Raw genomic sequence first — 18740 nt, 5'->3', positions numbered from 1 at the left:
ACCCACGTGGTCGGCGCGCTTCCCGACGGCAGGAGCGCTTGATGCTCATCAGCGCCAGAATCAGATACGTCACCGCCAACGACTGGTCGGCCCGACGCTACCTGGACATGTCCCGACTTCACGACACCATACAGGAAGCGAGTTGAACATCGTGCCATGACAGGCAGAAACAATTTGCGCAAGATTCCGGGCACTACCCATACCACATCCCCGCCTACGCAAAACCCGTAATCACTACGCATTAGGACGTCTTAGAAGACGACACAACGGGATCACGACAGTACGATAAGGGGCATGAGCGATCTGACTGCCTTCGACCTGCAACCCGGCGACACCGTCGGCGGATACGTGTTGTTGAGCCGGCTGGGCAGCGGGGCCATGGGCTCCGTGTGGAAGGTGCGCGACGACGGCGGCCAGGTCTATGCCATGAAGATGCTGCGCGACTCCCTGGGCGAGGACGGCTCGCCCGACGGTCGCAGCCGTGAGGAGATCACGGCCCGGGAGCGCCTTCGAAGAGAGGCCATGGCGCTGCGCCGGATCAATCACCCGGGGGTCTGCGGCATCGTGGACATGGAACTCGACGACGCGCTGGCGTTCATCATCACCGAATTCATCGAAGGCAACAACCTGCGCCAGGACGTCGCGGCGAACGGCCGCTACGTCGGCGACGACCTGGAACGTCTCGCCGGCAAACTCATCGATGCCGTGCAGGCGGTGCACGCCGCCGGCATCGTCCACCGCGACATCAAACCCACGAACGTCATGATCGCGGCGAGCGGTCCGAAACTCGTCGATTTCGGCATCGCCATGGGCGAGGGCGAGAACCACGTCACCCGGACCGGCCTCGTCATGGGCACACCCGGCTTCATCGCCCCCGAGATCATCGAGGGCGAGGAGTCGACCGAGGCGACCGACTGGTGGTCCGTGGCCTCGGTCCTGGGCTTTGCGGCGACCGGCAGGCCCGTATTCGGCGTCAAGCCGATGATGACGGTGCTGGAGCGTGAGGCCTCGGGCAACGCGGACCTGTCGGGGCTCCCGCCCACCACGATGCGGGCGATCAAGGCCGCCCTCGACCCCGATCCACGACGCCGCATCTCGCCGAACGACCTGGTGCAGGCGATCACGACGGATGCCTTGGATCCGAACGCCTGGCATGATGCCGGAGCCGATCCGTTCGGCACCTACCCGACCGGAGGCGCCGACGACGCGGCCTCGGGCAACGACGACACGGCGGTGGTGCGCCCTTTTGACGATGCCGAACCCAAGTCGTCAGCCGCCGATGACGCCACCACAAAACTGATCGACGACAACCCCCGACGGCAATGGCGCAACGACGAAACCGTGGCGTTCGCACCGACGCCACAGGACGACGCCACCACGACGATCGACGGAACCCAGGTCCTGGGTGCCGGCCCCATGAATGAAGTCCCTGCGGATGACGGCGCCACCGGCACCGCGGTGATGCCCGTAACGCCCGTAACGCCCGCCGACGCCACCGTGCCCCAGATCCTGCCCCCGACATCGAGGCCACCGAATGCCACGGCCGTGTATCCACCCGAACCCGCCGTGCAGCCCGCATCACAGCCCCCACTGCAGCCCCCGACGCCCTACGCCGAACCTCTGCAACCCCTTGACCTGCTGAACCGACGCATCGGCACGTACCGGCGTCGCGGGCGTCTGGCGATAGGGGTGCTCACCGCCCCACTCGCGCTGTTGGCCGCCTGTCTGCCCTGCGTCGCGCTGATCGTTGTCGCCGTGATCGCCTGGTTGCTGCTCACCGCAGGATGCAACGCCCGTGCCCAATTCGCCCGGGAATCCAGGCACCACGGCGAGCGCCACGGCGCCGATGGCGTCATACGCGTGGCGAGTCTGCCCTGGCATATGGTCCGCTCCCTGCCCGGCGCGGTGCTGCGTACCGTGGTGCCCGCCGCCTTGCTGGCCCTCGGCACGGCCGTGGGGGTGTTCGTCCTGCAACGCCCCATGGTGCTGCTGCGGCTGCTCTGGGGGCCCGTATGGGGATCGTGGGCGGTCGCGGTCCCGATACTCATCGAGCGGCCGTTATCCCTGTCCGGGCTGGCACTCGGAATGGCCATGGCCCTGGGGTGGGCCATGGTGGCCTTCGGCGATCATGCGGAAACGATGCGTCTAGGGGCTGGGGCACTGGCCGGCGCAGGTCGATCAGCTGCCCTCTTGGACAACGAGGCCACCGCCCCCCACGCGGACGCCGCCCAACGAGCGGCGGACCGACGAATCCAAGGCCCATCCGTCGGACTCAAAGGTTCGCGGCTGGGCATGGCCGGTGGCGATGCTGCTGCTCTGCGCGGCCTTGGCCGTGACCATCGTCACGGGGCAGGCCATCGAATGGTCGCCCCTCACGATGATCTTCGCTTAAGGTCCAAGCTCTGCGCCCGCAGTGAATCACCGACCGGAGAACGGCCGGTGTGGTTCATCGGTCAGTATGATGGGCATCGGCAGACGCACGGGCGTCGAACCACCACGATGTAAGGACAGGCATGGCAGAATCCAACAACCGTTCGGACAGAAACGAACAACGTCGACTCCGTAAGGAACGCAGGGCCGTACAGGAGGCCGCGGCGCAGGCGCAGGAGGCCAAGGAGGCGCGCGAGCGCCGTCAGCAGACCATCATCGGAGCCATTGTCGTCGCTGTGGTCGTCGTGCTGATCGCCGTGGTGGGCGTCGTCATCTACCGCAACACCCACCCGGACAACTCCGGTCAGAGTCAGAGCGCCAGCGCCTCGTACGCCGCCTTGCAGAAGGTGGCGAACACCCCCCCCGGGCGCCAATGACCGCGGTGGCTTCCTGATCTCGAAGCACGGGTACAACAAGCGGGCCGAGAACGCACCGACCGTCGCCGAATACTTCGATCCCCTGTGCCCAGGCTGCGCGGCCCTCAACCGTCAGGTCGACCCGACCCTCAAGGCCTTGGTCGACGCCGGGCAGATCAACCTCGAGCTGCACCCGATGTCGTTCATGGACCAGCTGTCGACCGACGAGTATTCAAGCCGGGTCTCGGGATCCATCGCGTACATCGCCAGCCATGACGACAATCCCGATCATCTCCTCTCCTACATGGAGGCGATCTACGCCGAGGACTTCCAGCCCAAGGAAGGCACGACCAACTACCAGCCCGTCAGCGACGCCAAGCTCAAGGCGCAGGCGCTCAAGGCGGGGGTGCCAACGGCGATCGTCGACAAGGCCTTCGTCCGGCAATACCAGAAGTGGCTCGACGCGGTCAACGACTACACGCCCAAACGGCCCGAATTGTGGAACACCGAGGGAAGCAATAAGGGCGCCATGACGACCCCGACCGTGACCATCAACGGCAAGGCCCTCAACATGGTCCAGATCGCACAATTGGGCATCCCGCTCAAGTCCGCGGTGTTGCAGTCCCTGGGCCTGGCGGAAAGCGCCGTCGGTTCGCAGGGCGCCATGCCGTCGATCGGTGCCGCGGGCAAGCCACTGGCCCCCAAGGCCTCCTGATTCACGCACCGCGACTTCCGAGCGCTTCACTCGGATCACGCAACGCCAGGAACGAACACATTGCGCGTCGCCGGTAAAATGCTATGCTGGTCATTCGTTCCTCATTGATCCGATGACTCGGAGCCCATGTCTGATTACCGGACGCGGGCACGACGGAGGAAACCGGCGGTGTTCCGATCACACCCGTGGTGTGAGGAAGCGGGAAACCGCAGGCCTCCTTAGCTCAGATGGCCAGAGCGGCCGCCTTGTAAGCGGCAGGTCGTCGGTTCGATCCCGACAGGAGGCTCGATTCGTATTCGGCGATGCGTATAGTGTCGGGCCAATACGAGGACACAGACTTACCCCTGAGTAAGACGTCGGGAGCCCTCCCCCAACATGTGGGCTTCCGGCTTATGGAGGTGGCGCACCCCCCAACTAGCACCACCTCCCGGGGACGGGAATATCCCCTTCTTTCCCGTCCCCTTCTCTTGATCCCACGCAACGTCGCGTGGGGTAAACAATACCGTTGAACGAACGCGGTGAACGAACGCGATTCGTACGCCGTAAGCGGTCGGCCGCTGACCGGCCTTATCTGGTTGGCCGAACCGAGCGCAATTGTGCGGTTCCTGCCAGAAGTCCGCGACGACCCGCCATCGCTCAGAACACACCGCTACAATGCGTCATGGAAGCCCATAGGGCATACGAAGACGACGCGCCGCAGGAAAAGCGGCATCCGCGCCACACGGAGCACGAGGAAGACGAGGGGATACGATGGCACGTCGATGGACCCCGCAACGACTGATGATATTGCGGCGCATACGAGTCACGATCTGCGTGGTGTCGCTGGTGCTGGCGAGCGCCGCGGCATTCGCCTTCACCGCGCGCAAGACGGTGGCTCTGACGGTCAACGGATCGACCAGAACAGTGAGCACCTACGCCATGAGCGTCGACCGTCTGCTCCAGCAGCAGCGCGTCGACGTCAAGACCCATGATCTGGTGACCTCAACCTCCGGCGACGCATTGCAGGACCATGCCGTGGTGACGGTGCGCAGCGCCTACCAGACGACCATCACCATCAACGGCCAGGAGGTCCCCTTCTGGACCATCGCCACCAGCGCCGACCAACTGCTCGGTTTCTTCAAGGAGAACGACCAACAGGCCGCGAAGGTGACGGTCAACATCGGCAATGTCTACAACCAGCTGACCGGTGGTCTCGTCATCAACGCCAAAGGCCCGGTGACCGTCATCGCCGACGGCAAGACCTCGGTCGCACCCGATGGCCGTCTGCCGGCCGCCTCGATCCTTGACTCCAAAGGCATCACCCTGGGCAAGGACGACCGCGTGAACGTCGAACAGGACGGGGGCACGACGATCCTGCGTGTGCGGCGGGTCACCCACGGTCAGGAAACGCGCACCAAGGACATCGCGTTCTCCACCCGCACCGTCACCGATGCCTCGCTGCAACCCGGCCAGAGCGAGGTGCGTCAGGAAGGCGTCACCGGCCAGCAGCGCGAGGTCTATGCGGTCACCTACGTCGACGGTCAGGCGGAAAGCGAATCCCTGGTCTCCAAGACCACGACCAAGGCGCCGTTGGATCTCGTCGTCGCGGTGGGGCCCGCCAAAGCGGCCACGAACGATGACGGATCCCCGAGCAACGACACGGGCGACGGCAAGCACCAATCCGGCTCGGGATCGTCGCACAACGACGCCGACAACGGAAAGGCTTCGGCCACGCCGTCCGCCGGACCTTCGGCGAGCGCGTCATCGAAGCCCACGTCGGAACCATCATCATCACCGACGGCAAGCACCCCCACGGATAACCAATCCAGCCAAGGAAGCGGATCGGCGAGCACACCGAAGCCGACGCCTACGCCAACACCGACACCGGCACCCCAGCCCCAGCCCACGGGCCTGTGGCATCCCACGCCGGCCCAGGCACAGGCCTACGCCGCCGGGGCAGCGGCGCAATACGGTTGGACTGGCCAGCAATGGCGCGATCTGGTCACCCTGTGGAACCACGAATCAAGCTGGTCATGGTCGGCCCAGAACCCGACCTCCCCCGCCTACGGCATCCCGCAGGCCAACCCCGGATCGAACATGAGCCTGTTCGGCGCGAATTGGCGCGACGACGCATCCGTTCAGATCGCTTGGGGCCTCAACTACATCAAAGGCCGATATGGCAGCCCTTCCGCCGCCTGGGCGTATTGGCAGCGCATCGGTTGGTACTGAGTTCCTCGGCATCGCACCGAGCGGCGCATATCTCCATCATGCCGTCCAGATCACCGCGATCCACACGACTCCAGCCCACATCATCGTGAACGAAAGGAATCCCTTGTCACAGCAGGAATCCGGCGCGACGTCGTCCGCCGTCGACGCGGGCAACGAACCCGTGGCCGACCGCTTGCTGGGTGCGGCCGACATCCGCGCCATCGCCGCCGCGGCGGGAATACGCCCGACCAAGAAGTTCGGCCAGAATTTCGTCATCGACCCCGGCACTGTGCGTCGCATCGTGCGGGAGGCGGGCATCCGTCCGAATGATGCGGTGCTCGAGGTCGGCCCTGGGCTCGGGTCACTCACTCTGGCGCTGCTCGAAGCGGGCGCGCATGTGCATGCGGTCGAAATCGACCCCGCCTTGGCGTCGCGACTGCCGGACACGGTCGAGCGGTTCATGCCCGAGGCGACCCATCGCCTGACGGTCATTCGCCAGGACGCCCTGACCCTGTCGGCCGACGATGTCCCGGAACTGGCCGCGGCACCGCGATTCACGCTGGTGGCCAACCTGCCGTACAACGTTGCCACACCCATCGTGCTGACCCTGTTGGAGCGGTTCGCCCCGTTGGACCGCATCCTCGTCATGGTTCAGAAAGAGGTCGCCGACCGCCTGGCCGCACGACCTGGCAGTAAGATCTACGGCGCTCCGAGCGTGAAACTCGCCTGGTACGGTTCCGCGCAGCGCGTCGGCACCATCGGTCGCCACGTGTTCTGGCCGGCGCCGAACGTCGATTCCGCGTTGGTGCTGTTCAACCGCCACCACGAATCCGCCGCCGATCCGACGATCACCGTAGACACCACGGCCCCGGCACCCGAACGAGAACGCGTCTTCGCCTTGATCGACGCCGCGTTCGGGCAGCGTCGCAAGACGTTGCACGCGGCCCTGCGCCACCTCGTGTCAGACTCGGCGTTCACGGCCGCCGGCATCGAGCCGACCAGACGCGGTGAAACGCTCACAATCGAGGAGTTCAGCAGGCTGGCCGCAGCACAAGCCTTGGCATAAAGGGCGTCAGACAGTGACGCTAGAGTTACATGCATTACCGATACGCCGCGAACGAGGACAGACACGATGACGGAACCAATGAATGAGCGCGAGGCTCGGAAGCAGTATGTACGGTCGCGGCAAACCGTCGTATTCACCTTTATCGGTGCGGTGATGGCAGCGGCCATGGTGATTTCGCTGCTTTTCTACACCGGTGCCATCGGTTCGGTCGAACACAAGGCGATCGCGGTCCAGCCGAACTTCGGCGTTACCGCGCCTTGCGCCCCGAAGTCGCAGGACGGCAACGAGGCCAAGTACGCCAACAACGCGGACGTGACGATGCGCGTACTCAACGGCACGAAGTTCAGCGGCTTCGCCAAAGCGGTGGGCGACGCCCTCGAGAACCGCAATTTCCGCATCTCGACGATCGATACCTTCACCCGGCAGAACGTCACGCGCACGACCATCTACTTCGGCAAGGCCGCCATTCCGCAGGCCTATACGGTCGCCAGCAACTTCACCGATGCCAGGATGGTCATGGACGACCGTGGCGACAAGCTCATCGACGTCGTCGTAGGAGCAACCTTCAACGATCTGCGCACACAGAAGAGCGTGCCGGCAGCAGGGGCCAAGATCACGAACTTCAGCACGTGCAAGCCGGTGGACCAGATGGGGACGTTGCCCAAGGCGATCGCGCACGACCCGGTCAATTAGTGTCCCGAAGACCCTTGACGCAAGGCGTCCTGCCGATCAGCCTTCAGTCTGCTCCGACCACCACCGGTTGAGCTCGCCGACCGCGGCATCGTGGTCCACAGGACCGTGGTCGAGGCGGTAATCCAACATATGCCGATAGGCCTTGCCAACCAATGGCCCCGGTTCGATGCCCAGGATCGCGATGATCTCGGTGCCATCCAGATCCGGGCGTATCGCCGCCAGGTCCTCCTTCTCGCGTAGATCGCGTACCCGCTGCTCCAGCTCATCCATGGCCGTGGAGAACATCATGGCCTTGCGACGGTTCTGCGTCGTGGCGTCCGCCCTGGTCAGGCGGTTGAGGCGTTCATACAGCGGTCCTGAATCCTTGACATACCGGCGCACGGCAGAATCCGTCCACGGTTCGTCGACGTACCCATGGAACCGCAGGTGCATATCGACGAGGAAACTGACGTCATCGATGAGGTGATGGTCGAAGTGCAACGCACGCATGCGCTTGCGTGTCATCTTCGCCCCCACGGCGTCGTGGTGATGGAAGCTGACCTTGCCGCCGGGCTCGAATCGACGGGTGCGGGGTTTGCCGATGTCGTGCAGCAGCGCGGCCAGCCGCAACGTGAGGTCGGGTCCGGGCACGGGGCCCTCGTCATCCGTCTCCAACGCTATCGCCCGTTCGAGCACCGTCATCGTATGCTCGAAGATGTCCTTATGCCGGTGATGCTCGTCGATCTGGAGGCGCAACGCCGGAATCTCCGGAAGGACGATGTCGGCCAGACCCGAATCGACCAGGCTTTCGATGCCCGCACGAGGCCGGTCCGTCAACAGCATCTTGGTCAGCTCGTCACGCACCCGCTCCGCCGAGACGATGGTGATCCGGTCCTTCATATCGCTGATCGCCACCGCCGTGTCCGGCGCGATGGTGAAGCCCAGCTGGGCGACGAAGCGAATCGCGCGCATCATACGCAGCGGATCGTCCTCGAACGACTGACGTGGGTCGACGGGCGTGCGCAACACCCCTTTCGCGAGATCCGCGGCACCGCCGAAGGGATCGACGAACCGCAGGTCGGGCACGCACAACGCCATCGAATTGACCGTGAAATCACGGCGCGACAGGTCGCCCTCGAGACTGTGGCCGTAGTTGACCTCGGGCTTGCGCGACGAAGGATCATAGACATCGGAGCGATAGGTGGTCACCTCGACCTTGACCAAGGTGCCGTCATCGCGCCGACGCATCGCGCCCAGCGTGCCGAATTTACGCCCCATGTCCCAGAATCCGTCGCGTCCCCAGTGCCGCAGAATGGGCTCGAACTGCTCGGGCCTGGCCGACGAGCAGAAATCGAGATCGTGCGAGCGCCGATGCAGCAGCATGTCGCGCACCGGCCCTCCCACGAGCGCCAGCTCATAGCCCTCCTGCGCGAAACGACGTCCTAACGCCATGGCCTCCGGCCATACTTCGAAATCCACATCTGCCCTTTCAAGGAACCCAAGTTCTCGTGGTACCAGCATACCGTCACCCTACCTGCACAGGGGCGTGAGTAAGGTGGGAGGCATGACGACGCCGACGGACCTGATACGCATGCTCGAACGAGCAGCGCAGGACCATGCCCGTGCCTTGGCGTCGGGCGACGCGCCGCTCTATACCTCGCAGTCGCAACCCAACGAGCAGAATACACCCGTACCCGGCGCCCCTACCCCGGCCCTCATGCCCGCGCACAGGGCCGCCACCGGCCCCACGACGTTCGCCTCGTTGGACACCCAGGATCTGCCGGTGGTCAGGGAATATTCCGCCGGAGGCCTCATCTTCGACGCTCATGACCGCGTGGCGCTCATCGCGCGTCACTCACGCAGCGGACACATCGAATGGTGCCTGCCCAAGGGCCATATCGAAAAAGGTGAGACCCCCCAGCAGACCGCCGTGCGCGAGGTCCACGAGGAGACCGGGATACTCGGTGAGGTGATCGATTCGATCGCGACCATCGATTACTGGTTCACCGGCACCAATCAGCGTGTGCACAAGCTCGTGCACCATTTCGCGTTGCGGATGATCAGCGGAGAACTCAGCGTCGAAGGCGACCCCGACCATGAAGCCGAGGATGCGATCTGGGTGGGTTTCAACGAGCTCGACAGCGTGCTCAGCTATCCTAATGAACGCAAGATCGCTTGGCTCTACGCCCGCAAAACGAACAGGCAGGCTTGATGGTACACAATCACGGACACCTCCGTCCCCACGATCATGCCCGACGACGACCGTGGGCCAAAGCGGCGACGGTGCTGGCAATGCTCGGGCTGCTGGGACTCCCATTCCTCGCTTCGACTGCATACGCCGATGATGCGGCTCAACAGGACGCGACCACCTCCACCCCATCCGGCGGGGACACCGACCACGGCACCGCAGTCTCCATGACGATCGACGAAGCTACTCCCGTGGTCACCGCGACATCCGGATACCATATCAAAGTCTCCATCACCAATCCCACCGCGGAAGCTCTCACCTCCGGACGCATGAGCCTGCATACCAATGTCCTCTTCAGCTTCAGCTCGCGCACCGACATCCAGGAATGGTCGCAGGGCCAGTCGCCGATTCCGACCTTCGACGAGCTCGGCACCACGAACGTGCCGGACATCGCACCGCATGCGACGGCGAACGTCACGATGGATGTGGCGGCGAGCCAGGACAAACTCAAGACGATCGTCAACTGGGGGCCCAAGCCACTGCTCGTGAGCTACGAGCGCGGCCAGGACGCACCCACCGTCGTCCATACGTTCCTCACCCGTTCCAGCGAGGGACTGCCCAATGCGCAGACGCCGGCACTGAACATCACCATGGCGATGCCTTTGGCGGGCGATAGCTGGCAGCTCAACCAGGGCGCGGCCAAGAATCTCATGACGGGCCAGCGCCGCGACGCGATGCCGAACGTCGACGATGTGGTCACCTTGGGCGACTCGGGAACACGCCTTGCGCGTGACAAGGAAGAGCTCATCGACCGACACCCGAAACTCCAGGTAGTGGCCGACCCGACGTACCTCAAGGCACTGTCCCTGCCCACCACGACCAACGCGATCATGCAGCCGGGGTTCTTCGACCTCACCTCCGCGGCGGCCCTGAACGATTCCCAGGCCTATGAGCGATCGGGCGTCGCGAGCGCCGCATGGAGTGCGACGACCGCGGCGGACCAGTACCAACGCGCGGTCGGGGACAAGAAGGCCGCGCAACCGGCCTACGCCTGGCAGGGCAGCGGCCAGTGGACCGTGCAGGCCCTCAACCACGCCAAATCCGGGGGGTATCCCACGGTCATCGCCGACCAGGGGTTCAACGATGACGACGACGCCACGGTGCATACGGGCAAGTACGTACTCCCGACCGATTCGGGCGACGTCACCGTGCTGGCCAGCCAGCGCGAGTTGACCACCCTCGCCCGCGGCCATGCGACCAGCCGCCAGGCCGATGGCGAGACGAGTTCGGCGGGACGGTTGTCACGGTTCATGGCGCAAAGCGCGTTCTATCAGATGGAACAGCCCTACACGACGCGCACCCTGCTGGTCTGCTTCGACGTGGACACCTCGGTGACCGACGAGAACGCCTTGCTCGGTGCCATGGAGCACGCCTCCTGGCTCTCCCTATCCAGTCTCGACGACCTGGCGCAGGCCGAGCCATATCGTTCCGGCGAGGAGGCTGCGGACCTGGCGCCCACCTCGTCCGGCCTGTCGTCGTCGAAGCTCGGTGACATCGCCTCCACGCTGCGTGGGCTGGCGGCAAGCCGCGACGACATCAGTCGCTTTTCGTCGGATATCCTCCAGGAGGATACGGCCACGGCCTCGAAGCCCAAGACGGCCGACGCCGGCGACGCGCAGTCCCTGGCGCAGCAGGACGCCAACTCCGCGCGCTCCAAGGACGGCCGCGCCTGGATCACCCGCATCGGCGAAATCCACGACCAACTCGCACTGCACGCTATGAGCGCGAACACCGCGTTGCGCGAACGGGCCAGCGGGCAGGTCAATGCCCTGGCCGACCAACTGCTGTCCGGCGTCGCCATCACCCCGGTGGAGAAGATCACGGTGGTCAGCGAAACCGCGGGCATGCCGGTCTCCATCAGCAACACGCACCCCTATCCGGTCAAGGTGAAGGTCTCCTCGCTGACCGATTCCATGGAAATCGTGACGAACCGCTTCGTGACGGTCGAGGTGCCGGCCCGTGGCAACGCCCAGGTCACCTTCACCATCCGCGTATCGACCAGCGGCAGGACCACGGCGCACCTGACCCTGCTCGACCGGCAGGGCAAGGCGTTCTCGTCGCCGCAGGAGACACCCATCATCAGCACGTTGCAGATCAGCGACATGAGCGGCTTCATCTTCATCGCCATAGCCATCGTCCTCGGCATCGTGGGACTATGGCGTCAATTCCACCGTAAGAAAGATCCTGACGAATGAGCTCATCGGTTGGCCGCAATTCCCTGATCATGGCCACCGGCACCGCCGCCTCGCGCCTGACCGGACAGATCAGAACCATCCTCCTGGCCGCCGCAGTCGGCACGACGGGTCTGGCAGCGAACGCCTACCAGGCCGGCGCCATGATCCCCCAAGTCGTCTTCACCCTGGTCTCCGGCGGCATCTTCAACGCGGTCCTCGTGCCGCAGATCGTGCGCACGTTCAAACAGGAGGGGGCGGAACGCAAACTCAATAAGCTCATCACCTTCGCCGTCACACTGCTGCTGGGTATGACGCTCCTCATGTCCGCGGCCTCACCGCTGCTCACCCGCCTGTACACCGACAGCGGACCGGACATGACTGCCCTGACCAACGCCTTCACCCTGTGGTGCATGCCGCAGATCCTCTTCTACGGGCTGTACACGGTGATCGGCCAGATTCTCGCCGCCAGCAACCGTTTCGGCATGTACGCATGGAGCTCGGTGGGTGCCAACATCGTGAGCAGCATCGGCTTCGTGGCCTTCATCGTCCTATTCGGCAAGGCCGACCAGCAGCCCCTGTCGTTCTGGACGGAAAGCAGGCTGGCGTTGACGGCGGGCGCGTGGACCTTGGGCGTCGCCTTCCAGGCGCTCATCCTCTTCCTGCCGCTCAGCCGCATCGGCATCCGCTACCGCCCGGTATGGGGCATCAAGGGCATCGGACTGCGCAGCATGGGACCGGTGGCGGCCTGGAGTCTGGGCATCGTCGGCGTCGACCAGCTGACGAGCATCGTCAACACCCGCGTCATCAACAGCGCACCCGCCGTCGCCAAGGCCCTGCTCGGGCTCAGCGAGTTCCGTGTGGCCGGCAACGCCACCTACCAGAACGCGTACACGCTCTACATCCTCCCTTATTCGCTCATCGCGGTCTCCGTGGCCACCGCGATTTTCCCGAAGATCTCCCGCGCCATCGCCGACCATGATCTCGACACCGCACGATTCGATCTCAGCGATGCGCTGCGCAGCGTCGGTCTGCTCATGTGCTTCTTCACCGTCGCCTTCATCGTCATGCCGACGCCGATCACCCTGGCGCTCCTGCCCTCGATCAGCATGCACGAGGCGCGGCTGATCGCCGGCCCGCTGGTCATGCTGGCGATCAGCCTGCCCATGGCGAGCGCCTATCTCATCATCCAACGCACGTTCTACGCCTTCGAGGACGGCGTCCGGCCATTCCTCTTCATTCTGCTGCAGGCGGGACTGCAGGTCATCGTGCTCGTCATCGGCCAGCGGTTCATCTCCCCCATCCACTGGGTGGATCTGCTCGGGGCCTCGATCACCATCGCCTATCTCATCGCCTTCCCGGTGCTCGTGTGGATGCTGCGTCGCCGATTCGGCGGACGCATGGACGGTCGTCGCATACTCATGTCATACGCCAAATCGGCCATCGCCACAGCGGCGGCCCTGGTGGGCGGCCTATGGATGCGGATTCCGGCCTACGCCTTGGTGGGCGGCCTCGACCAGGCGCAGACCATGAGCCGACGGTGGCTCGGCGCCCTGACCGTATGCGTGGTGCTGACGGCGACCATCACCATCCTGTACGTCGGGGTGCTGTGGCTGTTGCGCACCGACGAGCTTGTGGCCCTGATGCAGAAGGTCACGCACCGCGTGCGACCCCGCCGCACGAATCTGCCCCCGCACCATACGGGCGGCGAAACCCTACCCAGCGCCGCCGCTTCCCTGGCACCCCAAGGCGATGAAGACGGGCAACCGGCGCTTTCGCCCGTGGCAAGCACCGAAGTCAGCGAACTGCCGATCACCTCCGTGCCGGATCGCACCGCAACCGTCACCGGGGTCGCCCAGCCGCCCACCATCCCGGCGGGGCCACGACCCGAGGCCGTCATCGACGCCGCAGCACGGCCCGACCCCGCCGTCGTCGCCTCGGCCATCCCCATGGATAGAATATCGGGTACATCGCATACGCCGATTCATGGGGCGCGCCACGGGGTCGAAGGAACTATGAAGCCAGAACTGGGAGAGATCGTCATCAACCGGTATACGTTGATGACGCTGATACGCGAGGAACCCGGCCTGCAGGCGTGGCGGGCCCATGACCGGGTCCTATCACAGGACTGCCAGCTGTTCCTGGTCAACGACGCCGACGCCCTGCCGCAGATCAACGACGTGGCCTCGGCGCTCGTGCTGTCGCGCAATACGAACGTCACCGAAGTGCTGCAATTACGTCGCCACGAGGGGACGATGGTCATCGTCACCGGTCTCGACCACGGAGACAGCCTCAGCGCCTACCTCGAGCACCATATCCGGCCCTTGGAGCACGAGGCGATCCGCTCGATCCTGGGTCAGTCCGCGCGCACCATGCAGCAGCTGCTGCTCAAGGGGCTGCGCACCCCCGCGCTGAGCACCGACACCCTGCGCCTGACCGCGCATGGCGTGGAACTCGCCGACATCCCGATCAGCCCGCTGCTGGCCGAACGGTCAGGGGCGAAACCCGGCATCGGCACCGAACAACTCGCCATCAGGCAGCTTTCCTCCGTGCTGTACGCCATGCTCACCAATACCCCGTCGACGCAACGCCTCGAATACGCGATGGCGGACCTGCCCATCGACACCCCCGACGAACTCAGACTTCTGTGCCGGCGTGGGCTGGAACTCGAGGACGACGGACAGCCCGCCGTCCCCATGGTCACCTTGGCGGAATTCACGGCCCTGCTGGGCGAGTGGACGCCGTTCGATCGGCTGCGCGATCGGGACTTCATTCAGGGTCTCGACGACCAAGGCCGTCCCTCCATTGCTTTCGCACAGGTCGGGAAGAACTCGGATGCGTCGCAGAACACACCAGTCACGCCCTTCGACCTCGACGACACCCTGCTGAGCACCGAAGCCGAACTCACCGCACGCGAGGCGGCGCAGGCCGCGGGCATCGCCGCGACCGACGGCGATACGACGGATGCGAACGCGGCTGGAGCCAATGCCGCCGGCGCCGCGACCCCCGGAACCGCCGAGGCGAACGGGATCCGTTCGGGCCTGGGCGCCTCACGTGCCCAGATCGCGTCATGGTGGGAACGTCGCAAGGCCGAGAACGGCCAGAACGACGACGACACCTCATCCGATCTCGGGTTCAGGGACATCGCCGCGGCCGAGATGGCGGTCATCATGTCGCCTACGGTGCCAAGCAACGACGACGATCTGCCGTTCCCCGAATTCCCGTCGATGAACGCGACACCTGCCGGCGCCGACGCCACAGGTCCGGCGGTCTTCGATTTCAACACCCCGCATGCGGCCACACAGCCACATGCGGCCCCCGTCGCCGCACCCGAGGCCGTGGAGGCGACCGGGCGCATCCCCGTGATCGACCGCAGCGGCAGGGTGGTGCGTCCCGGCGAGGAATCCCTGCGTGCACTGAAGGCCGAGCAGGCCCAGCGTGATGCCACGCTGCCCCCCAGCTTCACCCCGCGCCCCCACGAGTCGGATGGCGACTACCACGGCTCCGACGGACAGAGCACGTCGACCGCCCCGTTGTTCGGGGGGACCATGACCAAGATCATCGCCATCGCGGTGGTGGCGGTCGTACTCGTGGCCGCCTTGACCCTCGCGCTGCGCGGGCTCACGAACCACGGCGGCGGCGCCGGACAGAACGGCACCAGCCAATGGCCGAACGCCAACCTCGACAACGTGCCCTTCGGCGACCAGACCCAGAACACCACCACGGACACCAAGAAGACGGCCAAACCCACGGCATCGCCATCGGCCACCGACAAGCACGAGCAAGCCTCCCCCAGCCCCAGCAAGCCGACCGTCATGACGGCGGACAAGCACTCCAAGAAGGTGCCCGCACCGCGGGTGCCGACCAACACGACGCCGTTCGACATCGACAAGCAGGACTTCCTCACCAATCCGGGCGGCCAGCGTGGCTACGGCTATCACATGCATCTCAGCCAGCCGCAGGACGTGTATCGTTTCGTCGTCAAGATCCGCTCCTCGGGCGGTAAGGGGTATCTGCGCGCCAACACCACCGGCGACCCGAACCAGGGCGAACAGGTCGCCGAGTTCGGGTTCGATGCCAGCGGCACCACGGACGTCAAGCTGTCGAAGACGATCAAGGCACAGGACTTCGTGCTGTGGGTCCCCGTCGACAGCCTGCCCAACAACCAGCTGTACATCAATTCCGTGCAGTTCTTCTGATGGCTTCGGGTTCCGTGTGTCGGCCGCGCCACTTCGAAACGGTGTCCGACACACGAAACCTTGAGCTACTAGAGTGTCCTGTATTCCCATCCGCCGTTGTCCGCGACGGCGCATTCAAGAAGGAAGACCATGGCTGAACCGACACCATCACCGACTCCAAAGATCATCAAGAACGATCCGTGGTACGGCAGCTACGCCGCGAGGGCCGAGACGATGCGAGCTTCGGAGATCAGGGCGCTGTTCGCCGTGGCCTCCCGCCCCGAAGTCGTGTCCCTGGCCGGCGGCATGCCCTACCTGGATTACATGCCGTTCAAGGAGATCGCCGAACTCATCGACAAGATGATGGTCGAGAAGGGCGACATCGCCTGGCAATACGGCCTCGCCCAAGGCGACCCGCACCTGCGCGAGGACGTGCTGCAGATCATGCGGCTCGAGAACATCACGGACGTCCAGCCCGACGACGTCGTCATCACGAATGGTTCGCAGAACGCCCTCGACCTCATCACACGCATCATGTGCGACCCGGGCGACGTCGTGCTCGCCGAAGCGCCGAACTATGTGGGCGCCCTCGGCGTCTTCCAGTCCTTCCAGGTCGATGTGGTCAACGTGCTGCTCGACAAGGACGGCCTGATCCCCGAATCCTTCGAGGAGGCGGTGATCGAACAACGTAAACTCGGCAAGAAGGTCAAATTCCTCTACACCGTGCCCAACTTCCACAATCCCGCGGGCGTGACCATGAGCGTGGAGCGCCGTCCGAAGATCCTGCAGATCGCGCAGAAGTACCACGTGCTCATCATCGAGGACAACCCCTACGGACTGCTGGGCTTCGATGGGCAGACCTACCCGGCGTTGCGCTCGATGGACGACGAGAACGTCGTATACCTTTCGAGCTTCTCGAAGATCATCGCCCCCGGCATGCGCATTGCGTGGATGGTGGCGCCTCCCGGCATACGGCAGAAACTGGTGCTCGCCAACGAGGCCTCCGTCCTGTGCCCGCCGAACATGAGCCAGTTCACGATCACCACGTACCTCGACAACTTCGATTGGCGCCAGCAGATCAACCAGTACCGCGGCATGTACCGCGACCGGTGCAACGCCATGGATGCGGCGTTGCGCGAATACCTGCCGTACTGCACGTGGAACAAGCCCAAGGGCGGCTTCTACATCTGGCTCAAGATCCCGCAGGGCCTTGATTCACGGGCCATGCTGCCCCGTGCGGTCACCGCGAAGGTCGCCTATGTGGCCGGCACCGGTTTCTACATGAACGGCGAAGGCCGCGATCACATGCGGCTGTCCTTCTGCTACCCGACCCCCGAACGCATCCACGAGGGCATACGACGGCTCTCGACCGTGATCGACAACGAACTCGAAACCACGCAGCTCTTCGGCACCAGCGGCGTCCCCGACGCCGATCCGCGCGACGCGGAGCACCCGGGCCCGCAGGTGCAGTAGCGACCATGGCCGCGACACCCCGGCGGCTTGGTGCACCGCACGCCGGCATGACGATCAATTCGCAGACAAGGAAAGGCAATACCATGACAGACGACAGCAAGGTGGCATCCGCCGCGACACACGACGCCGGCAAGCCCGACGCGACATCACCGGCGGCAACGACGCCCTCGACGACATCACCGTCAGTATCGGCGTCACTCGACCCGAAACATATGGCGATGCGCACATCAGCCCAGGAACGCAAGGCCACGGATGTGCTGATCGTCTGCGGCGGACTGAGCCACGAACGTGAGATATCGGTCCGTTCGGGTCACCGTGTCGGCGGCTTCTTGGAGGAAGCCGGCTGGACGGTCCACTTCCACGACATGGACAGCACGCTGCTCGACTATCTGTCCGACCCATCGACGCGCCCGGATATCGTCTGGCCGCTGCTGCACGGGGCGAACGGGGAGGACGGCTCGATTCGCGACGTCCTGGAACTCGTGGGCCTGCCGTACATCGGTTCCCGGGCGAAGGCCTCGCGCACGGCCTGGAGCAAACCGATCGCCAAGAACGTGGTGCGCAAGCTCGGCGGACTGTCCACACCGCATTCCGTCACGTTGCCCGAATCCCTGTTCCGCGAACTGGGCGTCAGCAAGGTCATCGGCCTACTGGTCGATTCCCTGGGCCTGCCGCTGTTCATCAAACCCACCATGGGCGGCTCGGCGCTCGGCTGCACGATGGTGACGAAGGCCGAACAATTGCCGCAGGCCCTGGTCAGCTGCTTCGCCTACGGCGATGTCGCGTTGGTCGAACGCGCGATCACCGGTACCGAGGTGTCGGTGTCTATCCTGGACATCGACGGCGAACCGCTGGTGCTCTCACCGCTGGAGATCGTGACGCCCAACGGCACCTATGACTACGATGCCCGGTACACGCCGGGACCCACCGATTTCTATGTGCCGGCCCGTCTCGACGCCGCGACGATGAGCACCATCCGGCAGGCCGCCCTCACCGCACACCGGGTGCTGAGCCTGAGAGACATCTCCCGCACCGATTTCATCGTGGATGACCAGGGTGTACCTCAGTTCCTCGAGTCGAACGTGACACCGGGCATGACCGACACCTCGCTGCTGCCGCAGGCCGCCGATGCGGACGCATACCACCTGCCCACCCTGTATTCCCGACTGGTGGAATCGGTGCTTGCGCAGCACCGGGCGGTGCCGTACGCCTGACGCACGGCACGCGGTTTCACGGTCATCGGC

General features: G+C 64.8%; 10 protein-coding genes, 1 tRNA gene and 2 pseudogenes. 12 read left to right on the top strand and 1 reads right to left on the bottom strand.

Annotated features, from left to right (window positions below):
• The 7 genes and pseudogenes from BMON_RS09910 to BMON_RS04000 form a co-directional block, all read left to right on the top strand.
• Window positions 1–146 (top strand): annotated as a pseudogene (locus tag BMON_RS09910) (IS256 family transposase); the annotation flags it as partial.
• Between the two features lie 139 nt (window positions 147–285).
• Window positions 286–2505, top strand: a complete 2220-nt coding sequence (locus tag BMON_RS04025) for a serine/threonine-protein kinase (protein WP_420307550.1) — start codon at window positions 286–288, stop codon at window positions 2503–2505.
• An 8-nt stretch (window positions 2506–2513) separates the two neighbouring features.
• A pseudogene (locus BMON_RS04020) lies at window positions 2514–3501 on the top strand (DsbA family protein).
• A gap of 212 nt (window positions 3502–3713) precedes the next feature.
• Window positions 3714–3787: transfer RNA gene (locus tag BMON_RS04015), tRNA-Thr, on the top strand.
• A 464-nt stretch (window positions 3788–4251) separates the two neighbouring features.
• Window positions 4252–5709, top strand: a complete 1458-nt coding sequence (locus BMON_RS04010) for an aggregation-promoting factor C-terminal-like domain-containing protein (protein ID WP_033513328.1) — start codon at window positions 4252–4254, stop codon at window positions 5707–5709.
• A gap of 103 nt (window positions 5710–5812) precedes the next feature.
• On the top strand, window positions 5813–6754 hold the full coding sequence (gene rsmA, locus BMON_RS04005; protein ID WP_420307543.1) for a 16S rRNA (adenine(1518)-N(6)/adenine(1519)-N(6))-dimethyltransferase RsmA: 942 nt from the start codon (window positions 5813–5815) through the stop codon (window positions 6752–6754).
• A gap of 66 nt (window positions 6755–6820) precedes the next feature.
• Window positions 6821–7447, top strand: coding sequence for a LytR C-terminal domain-containing protein (locus BMON_RS04000; RefSeq protein ID WP_033513326.1), 627 nt, complete (start codon window positions 6821–6823; stop codon window positions 7445–7447).
• A 36-nt stretch (window positions 7448–7483) separates the two neighbouring features.
• Here BMON_RS04000 and BMON_RS03995 read toward each other — a convergent pair whose 3' ends face one another.
• Entirely contained in the window at window positions 7484–8905 is a 1422-nt protein-coding gene (locus BMON_RS03995) for a CCA tRNA nucleotidyltransferase (protein WP_033513325.1), read from the bottom strand.
• A gap of 85 nt (window positions 8906–8990) precedes the next feature.
• On the opposite strand from BMON_RS03995, the gene BMON_RS03990 reads away from it, so the two are divergent.
• The 5 genes from BMON_RS03990 (at window position 8991) to BMON_RS03970 (ending at window position 18710) form a co-directional block, all read left to right on the top strand.
• Complete coding sequence (locus BMON_RS03990) at window positions 8991–9638, top strand: NUDIX hydrolase (RefSeq protein ID WP_033513324.1); 648 nt, start codon at window positions 8991–8993, stop codon at window positions 9636–9638.
• Between the two features lie 80 nt (window positions 9639–9718).
• Window positions 9719–11869 carry a DUF6049 family protein gene (locus BMON_RS03985; RefSeq protein ID WP_237745325.1) on the top strand — a complete coding sequence of 717 codons (2151 nt, stop codon included), beginning with the start codon at window positions 9719–9721 and terminating at the stop codon, window positions 11867–11869.
• A complete protein-coding gene (locus tag BMON_RS10255; protein WP_033513320.1) occupies window positions 11866–16044 on the top strand; it encodes a murein biosynthesis integral membrane protein MurJ in 4179 nt (1392 codons plus the stop codon). The genes BMON_RS03985 and BMON_RS10255 overlap by 4 nt, the downstream gene beginning before the upstream one ends.
• 129 nt (window positions 16045–16173) lie before the next feature.
• Entirely contained in the window at window positions 16174–17496 is a 1323-nt protein-coding gene (locus tag BMON_RS03975; protein WP_033513318.1) for an aminotransferase-like domain-containing protein, read from the top strand.
• An 83-nt stretch (window positions 17497–17579) separates the two neighbouring features.
• Entirely contained in the window at window positions 17580–18710 is a 1131-nt protein-coding gene (locus BMON_RS03970) for a D-alanine--D-alanine ligase family protein (protein ID WP_237745323.1), read from the top strand.
• The last annotated feature ends 30 nt before the right edge of the window (window positions 18711–18740 follow it).

This window comes from Bifidobacterium mongoliense DSM 21395, from assembly GCF_000741285.1.
GTDB classification, from domain to species: Bacteria; Actinomycetota; Actinomycetes; order Actinomycetales; family Bifidobacteriaceae; genus Bifidobacterium; species Bifidobacterium mongoliense.
The sequence above is the reverse complement of the archived record's forward strand: the minus strand, read 5'-3'. Positions and strand labels throughout refer to the sequence as shown.

Excerpts from the sequence above, each read along its gene's own strand:
- BMON_RS04010 (WP_033513328.1), top strand. The coding sequence starts at position 4,252 with ATGGCACGTCGATGGACCCCGCAACGACTGATGATATTGCGGCGCATA.
- BMON_RS04000 (WP_033513326.1), top strand. The coding sequence starts at position 6,821 with ATGACGGAACCAATGAATGAGCGCGAGGCTCGGAAGCAGTATGTACGG.
- BMON_RS03990 (WP_033513324.1), top strand. The coding sequence starts at position 8,991 with ATGACGACGCCGACGGACCTGATACGCATGCTCGAACGAGCAGCGCAG.
- BMON_RS03985 (WP_237745325.1), top strand. The coding sequence starts at position 9,719 with ATGCTCGGGCTGCTGGGACTCCCATTCCTCGCTTCGACTGCATACGCC.
- BMON_RS10255 (WP_033513320.1), top strand. The coding sequence starts at position 11,866 with ATGAGCTCATCGGTTGGCCGCAATTCCCTGATCATGGCCACCGGCACC.
- BMON_RS03975 (WP_033513318.1), top strand. The coding sequence starts at position 16,174 with ATGGCTGAACCGACACCATCACCGACTCCAAAGATCATCAAGAACGAT.
- BMON_RS03970 (WP_237745323.1), top strand. The coding sequence starts at position 17,580 with ATGACAGACGACAGCAAGGTGGCATCCGCCGCGACACACGACGCCGGC.